This is a genomic window from Bacillus sp. PK3_68, assembly GCF_003600835.1.
Taxonomy (GTDB): Bacteria; Bacillota; Bacilli; order Bacillales; family Domibacillaceae; genus Pseudobacillus.
Genome location: NZ_NQYC01000001.1, coordinates 2898099 through 2913245, shown reverse-complemented (window position 1 = coordinate 2913245; position 15147 = coordinate 2898099). Strand labels below are relative to the sequence as shown.

Below are 15147 nucleotides of genomic sequence, written 5' to 3'. Positions count from 1 at the left end.
TGAATTTTTTTATGTTTTGTTTTATTTATCTTTCATTTTTGCAAAACAAAAACGATTCAGCACCAACTGAATCGCTAGGAATAGAGCAATTTTTATTAATGAATAGAATGAAGACCCTTTAATAGCCCGAACGATAGACGGATGGCGTAACGGATTCATATAATTTAAACTTCGCATTAAAATACGACTGGTGGGTATACCCCGCTAACCGGGCTATTTCCTCCAATGATAAATCCGTCTCTTTTAAGAGCCGCTTCGCCTCTCGTAGACGCACTCGATGCAGGGCGTCACGAAAAGTTTGCCCCGACTCAGCAGCAAAACGACGGCTAAGTGTGCTTTTATTCATGCGCAATGTTTCCGCACATGCTGCCAAGTTCCAGCTGGCATCCCAGTAATTCGCTTCAATCAATTCTCTCGTCTTCTCTACGAGAGAATGCGCCCCTTCTTTTAACTGCCCATGATTTTGGAAAAGTAAATCTTCAATAAAAACCAGTAATTCTTCAATAATTTTGTAAATGACAGGCTGGTGAATAATGTCTTGAAACACCTTATGATAGTTGGCTTCCAGATAAGGGCTTTGAAGTTCGTGTGACTTCATATGCCTTCTTACTTGCGCTAAAATGCTGGTTAGACGAATTCGGACAATTTCCGGATCAGGATAAGGCGGCTGGAATGTCAAGAATGCTGCTTCCATCCAGCTGCGGATTGCCTTTGTCTCTCCTTTTTCAAGCATTTCAATCCACTGTCGCTGTTCTAACGGTGTTAAAAACGGATCCATTTCTGGAGGGTTGGTTTGTCCGCTTTCTGCCAAAATAATATCATACCCTTGAAAAAAAACCTGACGGGTCAGCTGACGTATTTTTTGATAAGCGCTTTTAAATGTTTCTTTGAAAGAAGCTGTTTGAATAACAATGGCCAACGGTTCAGTCATCCGTTCCTTCCATTCAGCGAGAAATGCTTGATACTCCTCTTTACAAACAGTAGCTTCTTTCGTTGACTGCACACATAAAACGAAATCTGATAAAGCAAAAATCCGATACTTTCCACTAAAGGAATGCCGCTGAAGCTGCTCATACACTAGTGGAAGCATCATTGGCTGAGGGGCTAAAAAGGCCGCCATGGTTACCGATTCCCCAGTCGGGCGCTCTGTAAGAAAGAGATCAGGATAGTCGACTAAGCCGGCATATTCATCTTGCAGACTAAAGTCGGAAACGGATGATCCATTTCGTAATTCATAACGCAACTGCTGGATGAGTTTAATCAATTCTAGTGGAGAAAAAGGGCGGAATAATACGTCTTCTGCGCGATAACGCAAGGCCCGATAAGCTGTTTGGAAAATCCTTTCAGAAGAAATACCTAGCCAACGAATTCCTTTTTGTTTTAAGATTTCTCCGAGCTGCATGTTCTCTTCTGTCCACCCGTCCATGTTCAAGATAGCAAGAGCCACATGTTGCCTCTCAATAGCAACCTCAAAGTCTTTGGTTGTGTCCCATACTATGAGCCGGACTCCAGTCAGGTGAGATTCAATCATCCATCGGATGCCCTGTTCTTCTAGTTCGTCCTTTGCTACTAAATGAATGTCCATCTCCTATCCCGTCTCCATTTCTCTTCTATAAACAGCAGAAATTAAATGATCAATCTATGCACTGCTCTCTGCTTTTTTCCTTAAAGTTCCTCGTTGTTTTCTCCCGAATACATTTACTACCACAACACTTAAGACAGCTACAATGCCTCCAACAACAGACAAAGTACTCGGCAGCTCATGAAGCCAGATCCAAGCAACTAGAATAGCGAACACCGGTTCAATATACATCATACTCGTCACAGTACTCGCTTCACCCATGGACAAAGCAATAGCCCATGTAACATAGGCTAGAGCAGCTGGAAAAATACCAACATATATGGCCGAAATGGTCGCTTCCACTGTCGCTCCCTCGATTTGTTGGAAGAGACCGGGAAAGAAAGTGAAAAGAGGTAAAGTGCCTATCCAAGTGAAATAAGCGGTCAGCTCAATGGGTTGATAGCGATACAACAGCGGTTTTTGAAAAACGAAAAAAACGGATGTTGCAATCGACGCAATTAATAGTAAAAAGGCTCCTTTGGAAATGCCAAATGTAGACCCTGCTGTTCCTAATGTAATTAGAAAGATGCCTATAAACCCAACAAATAGCCCAATCCAGCCAAATAAGCCTAGCTGCTCTTTCAATACAAAAACGGCTATAACCGCTGTAAAAACGGGTGCCGCAGCAATTAACATACTAGCTGTGCCCGCTGTAACGGTTTCTTCTCCAAATGTCACACAGATCTGATAGACACTAATCCCAACCCAGCCGAGAATACAGATTCTCATCATGTCCTCTTTTTTTGGCAACCGAAATTTTGTTCCCGGCCAAACAGCATATAAAATAAAAATCCCTGAAGCGATCATAAAGCGGAAAAGAACCAAATGACCTGCAGAGTAACCACCATGCAAACTTGCGCGAATAGCTGCAAATGAAGAACCCCATATGATGATAGTGAAAGCCGCCATCAAAAAAGCCTTCTTATTCATAGCTTTCACCTCCCATTATTTCATCGATCAAAATATCGTGTAAACAAAAGATACACAATCTTATAGAAAAAGCATAAATATAGCAATCTTTAATAGCTGGAAAACGTGCTGACTAAACTGGATGTTTCACCGCTACAGATCAGCGTTATACAAGCTTCTTCTCTAAAGTGTGCTCATTACAACACCGGCAATAAAAACGGAAGCAATCGTAACGGTTGTAAACCCTCCCACCAGCATAGGAGATAAAATTTCATTGAAAATATATTCTTCTTCCTCTTTTGTCCTTGCGATACTGCGGCTCACTTCCTCACAAACTAAGTAATCACCTGGAAAGCCAAACATCGCTGTTAAGGCGACAGGAACCCCTTTGTCTGTATCCCACTTGACGATTTTTGAACCGACGAACCCACCAAGGATAATGCCGACGGCTCCGATAGCAAGAATGGCCATAACGGCTGGAAAATAATCCAGCAGCATTTGGAAAGTGATCCCATTCATAGACTGAATAATAGCAAATACGATGGCAAGCATGACAATCCCAAAGGAGTTGGATTTTTCCAGCATGCTTTGACGGTAAAAACCAACATATGTGCCGACTAAACCAATAACCAATGACCAAAGAGCATAGTTGATGCCTGTTACTTTATCTAGCATAACAGCTAAAGATCCGCCGATAAACAACTGAAAAATTAAAATTGGAGCTGTCGCATACCTATCAGAAAGCCAATGCTTTCTTTCTGCTTTTGTTGCTTCTGGACCCACTTCCTCGTTTGGAAGAACGACCTCGCTCGTTGCGGCAAGATATTTTTCTTGATCAAAATTCGCTGAAAGCTTCTTGGCATAGCGGCGAAGAAAAAACGAGGCCAATGGTAGCCCGACCAGTGTTTGCAAGCCAAGAATAACAGCTGGCACGGTCACTAAGGCAGCCAAGCCCAATTCGTGTAATGTATCTGATGTAATGATAAAGGCGACCACACCCCCACTTATCGGACCGACGCCGGATGCGGCAGTCTCATAACCAAAGAGCGGTGTCACCACTAAAAGGATCGTTCCTGTTGAAAGAATGATGCCAATCAGTGCAATGATAACAGACTTATATTGCTGCTTAATCATCTTCATAGGAATCAACGTTCCCATATGGACAACGAGTGGTGCAAACATTAAGGCTCCCAGTGTGGCAAGTGTCGAATGATCCAGGAGATCCTTCGGAAACACGCCGATCCAAATAAGCACTAAATATCCGAATAACGCAATGGCCAACATAGGCACCCTGGCCCTTGTTTTAATTGACACAATTTCTCCGACAACGATTAATGACAAAATAATCATAGTAGCAATAACCGGGTCTTTCAACATTCGTATCACTTCCCCTTTTTCGTTTATGAGATTTTCAACTCTTCTAAGTAAAACGCTTTCAATCATTAGAGTGTTGAATGTTGAGAGCCTTGTCGTCTTTTCTTCTCATTGACTGCGTCTCTCTGATCACCTATACAATAACTTTTATTTACAACATAACTTTTTAGCGATTCCTACGAAATAATTTACGCCGAACTGCAATGCTTCTTCGTCCACTTTAAATTTAGGATGATGCAGTGGATATGCTTCGCCAAAGTCCGGGTCATGAACACCGATAAATTGCATAGAAGCGGGGATTTCTTGAGAGAATGCAGAGAAATCTTCTCCCCCAAATAAAGGCTCTTCTACATGAATCACATTTTCCTTGCCAACCACATCTTCTGCCACTTCTCTCGTAATCTTGACTGCTTCTTTATCATTCACTACACTTTTATAACCCTCGTGCCAAATGATTTCATAGCTGGCACCGTGTGCCTCTGTGAGTCCTTTTACAATTTGATTGACATAATCCTTGGCCTGTAAGCGGATATCATCATCAAGTGAACGAATTGTCCCGCCGAGTTCTACTGTATCCGGAATAACATTCAGGGCACTTCCGCCATTGAATTTTGTGACAGAAATAACCGGTGATTTTAAAGCCGGCAGTTTTCTAGAAACGATCTGCTGAATATTCACTGCTATCTCTGCTCCAACCATGATTGGGTCGATGGTCAGTTCTGGAGTAGAAGCATGACCGCCGTAACCGATGATTCTGATGTCAAAATCTGCGTTACCCGCGCAAAGCACTCCTTCTCTCATGCAAATTGTGCCCGTCCGTTCATACGGTGTTACGTGAAGGGCAAAGGCATAATCGACTCCATCCACCACTCCCTTTTCAACAAGCTCCCCTGCTCCTCCTGGAGGCATTTCCTCCGCGTGCTGAAAGATAAATCGAATTTCCCCACTAATTTCATCCTTTATCTCAGAAAGCGCTTTCGCTGCACCTAACAGCATAGCTGTGTGAGCGTCATGACCACACGCATGCATAATTCCCGGATGTTTTGAAGGGAAAGCAGTATCTGCCTCTTCCAGAATGGGGAGCGCATCCATATCTGCACGAAAAGCAATGACAGGCTGATTCCCAACAGACGTCTTGGCCCCTCTTAGCACGGCCAGTACACTTGTTTTTGTAGGTTTCGTTACTTCCAATCCTGAAAAGCTTGTGAGATGGTTGTAGACATACTCAGAAGTTTGGATCTCTTGAAAAGAGAGCTCCGGGTTCTCGTGAAGATGCCTTCTCCATGAAATGACTTCCTCTTTTAGTGAGGCTTGTTGCACCGTCATAGGAAATTCCCCCTTACTTGTTTTGAACGGTTCAAATTCTTTTGATTTTTCCGTATAATCAGTTTATTGAGTGGTGTTAACCGGATGTCAATAACCGTTTTAATTAAATTTTCAGAAAAAAATGGAGCCTACTCTACTTTTTATAAAACAGAACGAAATGGGGGAATGGCAGGGTGAAAATTGGAAGTTTCGCCAAGAAATTTGGTGTGTCCATCGATACAGTAAGATACTATATCGACCTTGGACTCTTAATCCCAGACAAGGAAAAAACACAATATCAAATGAACCAAATGTGTCTGGAAGATATGGCTTTCATCCATCAGCTAAAACAGGTCCGTTTTTCCCTGAAAGAAATCCATAAAATATTGTCCCTTAAGCGACTCACCAACAGTAATGATAACGAGGATGCCAGCTACTTTACTAATCTGCTTCTCGAAAAAAAAGCTGACCTGATGATCGAAAAAGATGAAATTTCAAAAGCGATTCATTTGATTGAGACAAAGATTCATTCAAACAAAGATGATTTTTCAAATCCTGCTAAAGTGGGGATTCCTTTATTCTTTGTTCCTTTATTTTGCTGTCCGCATTGTCACCAGTTACTAAACTTAAAAGATGCTTCCATACAGGGACTTTATATATATAAAGGCGTGCTCTCTTGTCCATGTGGCTACCAGGCAATCATCAAAGAAGGAATTCTCTTAACTGATCAACTGAAGTCTTCACCGAATAAATATTCGATCTATGAAATTGATGTGAAGAAGTGGAACCCTGGCTTTGTTAGCCTGCTTGAAAAAGGAAAGCTATGGATGATCAAGGAATTAATGAAAAATGACTTAGCTGGTAAAATCATTGTGGAGACAAATATCGAAGTTTCTATGCTTTTACCTAAATATCTATCATCCCTTTCCGATAAAGCTTATTACATTTTCACCTGTCATTCCCTTAAGACAATTGTGGAATTAAAGAAAAAAATTGAGAAAGCCAATCCGAATCTAACCGTTTTGTATATCGTCAACAGTGATCTTCATTTGCCATTAGTTCATCAATCGATTGATTTCTTTATTGATAGCACATCGTTTACTCAATTTTCTTTAATTTACGAGGAATCACCGGTCGCCATTTTAAAGCCTTATTTAAAAAAGACGGCGCGCATGATAGGCAGCTACGTCTTCTATAGTACCCATGCTAAATCACTAAAAAAGATTCAAACGATTTATCCGGCAGCAAACTCTCGCGCCCTTCACTTGGACTACTTAGAAAAAGGCCTGCGGCACAACAGACTATTCACGACAAAAAAAGAAGAAATTGGCTATACAGAAGATCCAGGCAGCTATTTCAGCTATCATGAAGCAGGAGAGAAAATGAAGCTGCTCGCCTATGCAGCATATTGCCATGAATAATAGGCCAAACAGAAATGCCCACATTGACCCCTTTGAAGCACGAGTTGTTAAAAATAACCTTTAACAACAGCTGAACAAAAGGGGATCTACTTAAATGCCTACCGAAAAAGGAGTTTTCATTATGAAGCTTGATTTTATTAAAGCGAGTCCTTCACAAAATATAACTGCTTTAATTACAAACTACGTAGCACCGGCTCATTATGCTGCGATTGCCAATACGATCATGGGCTATGAATACCTGAATGCAGAACAAGTTGGTTTTATCGTTTCACCGAAGAGAGATGATTCTGTTCTCCGCTTAGAGATGTCGGGCGGAGAGTTTTGCGGTAACGCGATTTTATCTGCAGCCGCTTATTGTCTCTACAAAGGATTAAGCACAGAAACACGATTTCTTCTGGAGTCTTCTGGCTCCGACACACAGCTGGCCTGTGAAGTAAACGTTAAGTCGCCTTCTTTTTTTGAAGCAAAAGCCGAAATGCCCAATCCTCTTTCGATTAAAGAACTGGCTGTTAATGCCAATGACCACCCTGTTATCGGAAGTCTTGTACGGCTGGAGGGAATTACTCACTTCTTGACCGATCGCTGGCTATGTGAAGAAGAGTTTGAACTCATTCTCAAGAAGCTTCTGGAAAAAGTCGATGATAAAGCTATTGGAATTATTCCCTATAAAAAATTAACGAAAAATGAATATGAAATCCGTCCCTTTGTCTACGTTAAAGAAACTGGCAGCAAATTTTTCGAGCGTGCCTGTGGCTCCGGCACATTAGCTCTTGGTGTTCATTTAACTCAAGACAATCAAGATCACACATTCATTGTCCACCAGCCAGGAGGCATCATACATGTAGAAGCCGGCAAAAAAAATTCCATATCAACCAATGTTCGTTTTACCTCTGAAGGAACGGTTAACCTCGAATCAGAGCGGTAAAAAGCGAAAATATTATTTTACGTTTCCCACAAATTTTATCGGGACAGCCCTTATACTTTTTTATCTTCTACTCATACTAATAGTGCGTGAGAGCTTACACTTTTTACTTTGCGCTTGGAGGAGAACAATGAGAAACAAAGCGAAGAACTTTCCCGATGATAATATGACTGGCGAGGGTGAAAAAGCTCGTGCTAAAGCGCGATATGCGTCTAAACGGGCGGACGGCACAACGAATACCCATCCGCAGGAGCGAATGAAGGCATCAAGCGAAAGAACAACGGAATCTTAAAAAGCAGGAGGGGCTTCCCTCCTGCTTTTTTTAACCGTATAACGCTTATTTGTTTTCTGCATGATCCAAAACAGATTCCTGGCTTTTCTTCTGGCCATTCGCCTTGTCGATAAGCGCTCCGGCTATTAACCCAACGATGGCAGGTGCAAGCCATGAAAACCCATTTGCACTGAGCGGAAGCATGGAAACCACACTGCTTAAAAATCCAATGTTTAAAACAGACCCTAATGTTTCGAATAGACTGACAATGAATGTTAAAAGAATGGCTCCTCTGTAGACTCCTGCATTGGGAATATATTTGCGGAACACTCCCAAGAAGACCAACACAATGGCTACTGGATACAACGCCAAGAAGATTGGCATCGCATAGTTAACGATTTTCCCAACGCCCATTGTGCCAATGACAGTGCCTGTCATACAAATAACGAGCAACCAAGAACGATAGCCTATCTTCTCATTAGTCAGCTTCATTAAGAACTCGGCAATAACGGCAATAACGCCGATAGTCGAAGTGAGACACGCCAGAGCAATAGCAATCGATAAAGCAACTGTTCCCGCTCTTCCTAACAATGTATGGACTAGTTGCGATACGAGTGCTGTATCTCCAATATCTTTAGGAAAGGCTCCACTGCCTGATGCGCCAATATAGAGAAGGCCTCCATACACGATGAGCAGGCCCACTCCGGCTATAAGTGTTCCAGTAAGAGCTAATTTCCTCGCCTGTACTCCTTTATACCCGTAGCTTGTAATAGCAGCAATAAATATGGGGGCACAAAAAATGCCGGTCACAATATCACCTGTCTGGTAAGCGCTAATAAAAGCATTTGAAAAAGGTCCTTTTAAATCTGTTGCAACTGGGGTTCCAATCGGATAGAATATCCCTTTGCCTACGACTGCTAAAAGAATGATAACGAGAAGAGGCGTTAAGATTTTCCCGATCTTATCAATAACATTTGATTCGTCCATCGCAAAATAAAAACTAATGGCAAAAAAAACGACGATGGTTAAAACAGAAGGAACTTGAGGAAATAAGGTTTGAACTCCCAATTCATGTGTAGTAGCGGCCATTCGCGGGATTGTAACGAGCATACCAATTCCGACCATAAGCAAAAGATTAAAGACCTTATAAAACCAAGGGCTAATCGGTCTTGTCAGCTCTTCAAACCTTCCACCGGCATTCAAGATGGCAATAACCGCGAGCAAAGGAAGTATAATACCTGTAACTGTAAAGCCAGCCAATGCCGGAATCCAGTTGGTCCCTGACACATTGCCGATAGACGGCGGGAAAATTAAGTTGCCCGCTCCAAAGTAAAGAGCAAATAAGGCAAAGCCCAATATCAGGCTATGTTGTATCGTCTTGTTCATCTTGTTGCATCCTTTCTCCCAATTTCACTCTCTGGGAAACCGCGTTCATTTTTATAGCGCGCGCCAGTTATCTTGTTAGTTAAAATCAGCGATCTCCCATTTGTTTTAAACAAATTGCAACTTCCATGCCAACTAATTGTTACGAAGCAAATGCTGTCTTGCTATATTAGTTATATCCTGTAATAACGTGATCTTTCCGCTATTTACAAATGACATAAAAGGAGAGTATTTTGGAGAAATAACCGCAAACATTCGAAAATAAAGGGAAAATTTTCTCTCTTTGAGTAAAGATATTTTTACTAAGAACCCCCCTGGGTAGGCCTTACTCATAGAGACCTAAAAAAATAACTACTGTCCTTCTAAAACTTTCTTAATTTTGATAATAGCTACTTCCATGCGCTCAACTTCCTCATAGGAATAAGATAACCGTATAGTCGAATGGCTATCATTGTATATAAAGCCAGGATTGATTAATACGCCGCTATTTAAGCACGCTTTAAAAAATGCATGCATATTCACCTTTTTATTTAAAGTAACCCATATAAAAAATCCCCCTGAGGCAGCACGCCATGTAGCATACTCACTTAAATGCAAACGCAATAGCTTAAGCAGATGCGCCCTTCTTTCCTTTAAATAGATTCTTACTTTTCTCAAATGCTTCTCATACAGTCTGGAACGAAGCAACTCTCTGACCAGTACTTGTGATAAATAACTAGAACCATAATCGGTCTGCATTCTGACATCACTAAGACGCTTAACGACGTCTTCTGGCCCGGCAAGCCAGCCGATTCGAAGACCGGGAGCGACCGTTTTCGAGAAGCTGCCTACATACAAAACTTGCCCGCTCTTATCCAGCGTCTTCAAAGGTGCCGGTGCAGGCTCATCAATCCATAGGTCTCTAAATATATCATCTTCGATTACCGGCAACTGAAAATACCGGCACTTGTCCATCAATAACTGTCTGTGCTCCTTTGACATCGTAGTACCCGTAGGATTCTGATAAGTTGGATTAATATAAAGGGCAGATGAGCCTTTTGGGATGTTTTGTTGAAAAAGCTCCTCTATATTCAAACCATTCTCATGAACAGAAATCGGCCTGATGGAAATCTCTGCCGTACGGAATAAATTGACTGAATGCAAATACGAAGGGTTCTCCAAAAAAACGGTAGAGCCTTTTTTTAATATGCCAATAGCAATGAGCGTAAGAGCTTGCAAAGCACCTGATACGATCAATATACTCTCCGGCGCAATAGATAGTCCATATTCCTCCATATGCCTGCTGATTTCCCTTCTTAATCCTGCATCCCCTAATCCATTTCCGTAACCAAATTCCTGCAACTCGCCTGAAACCTTCGTAAGGGCTGCAGCTATGTCGGCTTGCGGAAACAAGTCGGGACCAAGCTCGCCTTTACTTAACTGAATGACATCCTTTCTATTTTCCAGTTCATTGATTGACTGTACCGTTTGATTACTTGAAGGCTGTAAAGACCACTGGGTCAAATTCTCCCAATCCGGGGGAGAGATAGCAGCTGAGAGCGACCAGCGATTGTTCACCACATATACGCCACTACCTGCTCTGCCTTCGAGCAGGCCCTCCGCCTTCAAAATTTCAATGGCAGTAATCACTGTGCTTCTATTTACAGCGAACTGTTCGGCGATGGCTCTTTGGGGAGGAATTCTGCTTCCGACCACCCATTCCCCCTTGTCTATTTTCTCACGAATTGAATGGACAATCTGAAGATAACGGGGCATCTTACTCAACGAAAGGCCTCCTCTCTATCCGCATTCCTGCTTCTGTTGGTTTTTTTTCTAGTCGATTGGTTGGCGATTTCCAATACCAGTTACCTTATTATAAATTCACCAGAAACTTTAATAAATAAGAGAAACGGGGATTGTTATGAATTGGAGAATAGCCATAGCCTACAGTATGACTGTTATTGCCTGGGGCTCTGCTTTCCCGGGTATTAAAATCGCTCTTGCATCCTATAGCCCGGAACACCTTGCTTTACTGCGGCTTCTTATCGGCTCGATTGGATTAGTTATTTTTGCTGTTGCCAAGAGAATAAAACTGCCTGACCTGAAAGATGTACCAGCTATTTTACTGCTAGGTTTTTTAGGGTTTACTGTTTATCATACCGCGTTAAGCGTAGGTGAAAAAACAGTGAGCGCCGGTGTTGCCAGCTTATTAATATCCATCACACCGATCTTTTCTGCTGTATTAGCTGCTGTTTTTCTTAAAGAAAGATTTTCTAAAATGGGATGGATCGGCTCGCTGATCGCTTTTTCAGGAGTGGCTGTCATTTCACTTGGAAACGGCGGCTCATTATCAGCTGTGGCTGCAGGTGTTCTGCTGATTTTGATTGCAGCAATAAGTGAAAGTTGTTATTTTGTCTTTCAAACAAACTACTTAAACAAATATGGATTCATACCGTTTACGGTTTACACCATCTTATCCGGGACTTTCTTTATGTTATTTTTTCTACCGGGTGCTGCAGCAGAAATAGTAGCAGCCTCTTCCTCTGCCACCTTTGCTGTTATTTATTTAGGCCTATTTCCGACGATTGTTCCATATTTCGCTGTAGCCTATATGATCTCAAAAGCAGGGGCTTCGGAAGCAACCAGTTCTCTTTATTTAACTCCGATAGCCGCTCTAATTATCTCATGGATGTGTCTAGGGGAAGTACCTTCTCTCCTTTCACTGTCCGGTGGGATTCTGACTTTAGCTGGTGTTAGCTTCCCGCTTTGGAAAGAGAAAAGAGAAAGGGCCCGGCCGATAAAGGAGATGGCTGTTAGAGGTGAGACTTAAAGAGCCTACAATCATGAGGCAAGCGTAGCCAGTCCGTCCGAATAGGTTGGTAACACCGGTAGGCCTGATTCTCCTTATGATTAAATCCAGAGAGTGTTCTCGGTTAATACCGAGTGACTGGGTGGCTCGTTATTCTATACGGAATAAAGTATGTTTTTTTGAATATTTCATTTGAAAAATCTTATATACAGACGGTCTCTACTAGATTCATTTCATTCATCCGATCCCCAATCTGTCGTTGCTTGGCACGCTTCTCTGTGCCGCTTTTTTGTTTTTGGTGCAATTCTTGCATAGAGTATGGCACAGCCCCGAATAGGGCTGCTCTTAGGAGGGATAGATTGTCGTTAAAAAAGAAAGTCATCATTGCAGACTTTTCCCTGGTTGGAATCTCACTTGGCTGGGGATACAGCTTTGTCTTGACCAAAGATTTGTTAAATGAAATTACTCCTTTGTACTTTATTGGAACAAGATTTTTCCTTGCTGCGCTTATTCTTTTATTATTTAAATGGAAAGATATTAAGAATATGTCAAAGCAGATGTGGAAATACGGTATTTTTGCCGGAACCGCTTTATGGGCAGGATTTGCCTTGCAAACAATAGGCATTGAGCTGACTACTCCCGGCAAGGCTGGAGTCTTAACCGGAACAATGGTGGTCATCGTTCCTTTCTTATACTTTTTTTGGTCAAAAGTAGCCATCCAGAGAGGAGCATTGTTAGGAAGTCTGCTTACGTTCCTGGGACTCGTCATTCTTTCATGGCATGGAGGCTGGACAGGGGTCAATGCCGGGGATATTTTAGTATTCCTTTGCGCCTTCTTTTTTGCTATTCACGTTATATTAGTAGACCGCGCTTATCAAAATAACGAATCTGTTGATTCACTCAGCTTTATCGCTATTCAATTATTAATCGTCGGAGTATTTAGTTTGCCATTTGCTGTTTGGCTGGAGCCGTTCCCAACGCCTTTATCTTCTTACGGGTGGTATGCGTATACCTTTGACTTGTTGATCGGAACATTGTTAGCTTATATCGTGCAAATTAAAGCTCAGCAATTTTCTCCACCTACACATGTAAGCCTGCTTTTATCGTTGGAATCTGTCTTTGCTTTCTTACTATCATGGTGGCTATGGGGAGAATCCTTAACTTTCAACACTGGCATGGGGATTTTGTTTATTTTAGGCGGCATTTTTATTACGGAAGCTTTCGATCTTTTTCGTAAGCCAAAGCCGTTAAGTGATTTGAAACATCCTTCTTCCTTCTAATTTCTAAATAGATGAAATATAAGGAGGCGGTCTGCATATAGACCGCCTCCTTCATTCTCTCGTATCAATCATGAACGTAGTGATAATAAAAATTCCAAAGCTGACTAACAGGATCGTTCCGCCAACGATATAGAAAACTAAAGCGAATGTGTCATTAACATTAAATGGCTTTAGAGCATTTAGCCACATGCCGGCTGTTAAACCGATGGATCCGATCACTGCCGTCCAGCCATGAACAGATACTAGCTTTGAAGACTTGATTGTGTACACACGATAGAAAATGCCCCACGCAAAAACCGACAACCAGCCGACAACTAAAATATGCGCATGAATGGGACGAAACTGGTAGCTGCCCGAGCCCGCCATATGCGACCCGAGTATCGCTCCTAATAAGCCAAAAATCGCAGCCAGCCGAATTAATCTGAGACTCCATTTTTTCTCCATTCTATTAACCTCCATAAATATTTATCTCTATGGAGGTTATACTACGCTGTCAATATAAACTTTATATGAACTTTGTATTACAAATTTGGCAGTTTAATCGTAAATGACGTTCCTTGACCTGGTGCACTCGCCACATGAATTTCTCCTTTATGCAGCTCAATGATTTGTTTCACGATGGACAAGCCAAGTCCTGTTCCTTCTTTTGTACGCGATGCATCTGCCCGATAAAAACGATGAAACAGCTGAGCTTGTTCTGTCTCTGAAACTCCGATTCCTGTATCTTGTATGGTTACCTCGGTATAATCCTCTTGCCTCTCCAGCGCAATATGAATTTCTCCTTCGGGAAGGTTATATTTAATCGCATTCGTCAGCAGATTATCCCACACATTTTCAAATAAAGCCTCATCCCCCGGTACATCGTCGGCTCCATTCTTAAATGTAAATGAATGTTCTCGTCTTCGAGCCACCAGCGGTACTTATTAATACAGGCTTTTAGCTGTTCATCTAACCGGTAATCTTTAAATTTCACCATGCAAGAGGACTGATCAAGAGAGGTTAACAATAAAAGCTGGCGTGTCAGCTTCGACAAACGATTGGTTTCTGATTGAATAATACCCGCATAATTTTTTCGCTCTTCATCGGCTAGATTGTCCGCTTCCAGCAATCCGGCATATCCTTGAATATTAAGCAGCGGTGATTGAAAGTCATGCGAAACATTGCTAATAAATTCTTTGCGTATGTTATCATTTTCCTGGAGCTGTTCCGTCATGGTATTGAAGCTTGCCGCTAATTGGCCAATTTCGTCTTTCCGATCAATATTTAACTGCATGTCATATCTCTCATTGGCAATACGCTTCGTCGCGGCAGTTAACTGAGTAATTGGCACGATAAGCATCTTTGCTACAAGCAGCATCGCAAGCAAACTTAAAAGAGCAGTAGCAATCACAAGGCCGCCCATAAGGGTATGAACTTCACTAAATAACAGCTTAATATCCGGCCGGATAAAGAGCGCGTATCGCCTGCTCTCATACTTGAATGGGACTCCAATTGTATTTGATAGTTCATTGGCAAAGAAGCCTGTCACAAATGTTTCACGTGGAAAGTCCCTCATTCCATGATAAATACGCCCCGCCAGTACCTGCTTCACAGCTGACTTATCTAAGTTTTTCACACGGTATTTGCCGTCGTAAAAAGATTCGCTGCCGGGGGCGTCAACCACATAAAGCTGATAGCCGATATCGCTAATCGTCTGTAAGTACTCATTTAAGTTGAGTTGCGGCGTCTCCTCAATATGCTTAACAATTGTCTTGGCAATCTCCACATTCTTTTTATCATTACGCTCTTTCACCACTCGATGGTAGTACGTATTGGTTATAAGAAAGCCGCTTACTGTACTAAATATCATAATTAATGCAGTCATTAACAGGAA

14 protein-coding genes are annotated in these 15147 nt (G+C 41.9%); 5 read left to right on the top strand and 9 right to left on the bottom strand.

All coding sequences use genetic code 11. The annotated features are described in order from the left end of the window. Positions 1 to 118: 118 nt before the first annotated feature. From CJ483_RS14830 to CJ483_RS14815, 4 genes are all read right to left on the bottom strand, one after another. The gene (locus CJ483_RS14830) at positions 119 to 1585 is read right to left on the bottom strand and encodes a response regulator transcription factor (protein WP_120035944.1); all 1467 of its coding nucleotides are present in this window, start codon (positions 1583 to 1585) and stop codon (positions 119 to 121) included. A 54-nt stretch (positions 1586 to 1639) separates the two neighbouring features. Then, complete coding sequence (locus tag CJ483_RS14825) at positions 1640 to 2551, bottom strand: DMT family transporter (protein WP_120035943.1); 912 nt, start codon at positions 2549 to 2551, stop codon at positions 1640 to 1642. A gap of 162 nt (positions 2552 to 2713) precedes the next feature. Continuing rightward, complete coding sequence (locus CJ483_RS14820; RefSeq protein WP_259455670.1) at positions 2714 to 3907, bottom strand: hypothetical protein; 1194 nt, start codon at positions 3905 to 3907, stop codon at positions 2714 to 2716. A 144-nt stretch (positions 3908 to 4051) separates the two neighbouring features. Beyond that, positions 4052 to 5230: a M20 metallopeptidase family protein gene (locus CJ483_RS14815; RefSeq protein ID WP_120035942.1), complete on the bottom strand. Its 1179-nt coding sequence runs from the start codon at positions 5228 to 5230 to the stop codon at positions 4052 to 4054. Between the two features lie 173 nt (positions 5231 to 5403). Here CJ483_RS14815 and CJ483_RS14810 point away from each other — a divergent pair, with 173 nt between their 5' ends. From CJ483_RS14810 to sspK, 3 genes are all read left to right on the top strand, one after another. After that, a complete protein-coding gene (locus tag CJ483_RS14810; RefSeq protein WP_120035941.1) occupies positions 5404 to 6630 on the top strand; it encodes a MerR family transcriptional regulator in 1227 nt (408 codons plus the stop codon). A gap of 121 nt (positions 6631 to 6751) precedes the next feature. Continuing rightward, a complete protein-coding gene (locus CJ483_RS14805) occupies positions 6752 to 7555 on the top strand; it encodes a histidine racemase CntK family protein (RefSeq protein WP_142927232.1) in 804 nt (267 codons plus the stop codon). 127 nt (positions 7556 to 7682) lie between these two features. Then, entirely contained in the window at positions 7683 to 7844 is a 162-nt protein-coding gene (gene sspK / locus CJ483_RS14800) for a small, acid-soluble spore protein K (protein ID WP_120035939.1), read from the top strand. A 45-nt stretch (positions 7845 to 7889) separates the two neighbouring features. Here the strand turns inward: sspK and brnQ are convergent, their stop codons facing one another. Both brnQ and CJ483_RS14790 read right to left on the bottom strand, forming a co-directional pair. Continuing rightward, complete coding sequence (gene brnQ, locus CJ483_RS14795) at positions 7890 to 9209, bottom strand: branched-chain amino acid transport system II carrier protein (RefSeq protein ID WP_120035938.1); 1320 nt, start codon at positions 9207 to 9209, stop codon at positions 7890 to 7892. A gap of 348 nt (positions 9210 to 9557) precedes the next feature. Then, entirely contained in the window at positions 9558 to 10961 is a 1404-nt protein-coding gene (locus CJ483_RS14790) for an aminotransferase-like domain-containing protein (RefSeq protein WP_259455808.1), read from the bottom strand. Positions 10962 to 11106: 145 nt separating this feature from the next. Between CJ483_RS14790 and CJ483_RS14785 the strand changes: the two genes are divergently transcribed. Both CJ483_RS14785 and CJ483_RS14780 read left to right on the top strand, forming a co-directional pair. Beyond that, entirely contained in the window at positions 11107 to 12015 is a 909-nt protein-coding gene (locus CJ483_RS14785; RefSeq protein ID WP_120035936.1) for a DMT family transporter, read from the top strand. Between the two features lie 338 nt (positions 12016 to 12353). Then, complete coding sequence (locus CJ483_RS14780; RefSeq protein WP_182917063.1) at positions 12354 to 13274, top strand: DMT family transporter; 921 nt, start codon at positions 12354 to 12356, stop codon at positions 13272 to 13274. Positions 13275 to 13325: 51 nt separating this feature from the next. Here the strand turns inward: CJ483_RS14780 and CJ483_RS14775 are convergent, their stop codons facing one another. From CJ483_RS14775 to CJ483_RS14770, 3 genes are all read right to left on the bottom strand, one after another. Beyond that, positions 13326 to 13718, bottom strand: a complete 393-nt coding sequence (locus tag CJ483_RS14775) for a hypothetical protein (protein ID WP_120035934.1) — start codon at positions 13716 to 13718, stop codon at positions 13326 to 13328. 77 nt (positions 13719 to 13795) lie between these two features. Further along, positions 13796 to 14104: a sensor histidine kinase gene (locus CJ483_RS25510; RefSeq protein ID WP_342754183.1), complete on the bottom strand. Its 309-nt coding sequence runs from the start codon at positions 14102 to 14104 to the stop codon at positions 13796 to 13798. Next, complete coding sequence (locus CJ483_RS14770) at positions 14086 to 15138, bottom strand: histidine kinase dimerization/phospho-acceptor domain-containing protein (protein ID WP_342754181.1); 1053 nt, start codon at positions 15136 to 15138, stop codon at positions 14086 to 14088. Before CJ483_RS14770 ends, CJ483_RS25510 begins: the two co-directional genes overlap by 19 nt. Between the last annotated feature and the right edge of the window lie 9 nt (positions 15139 to 15147).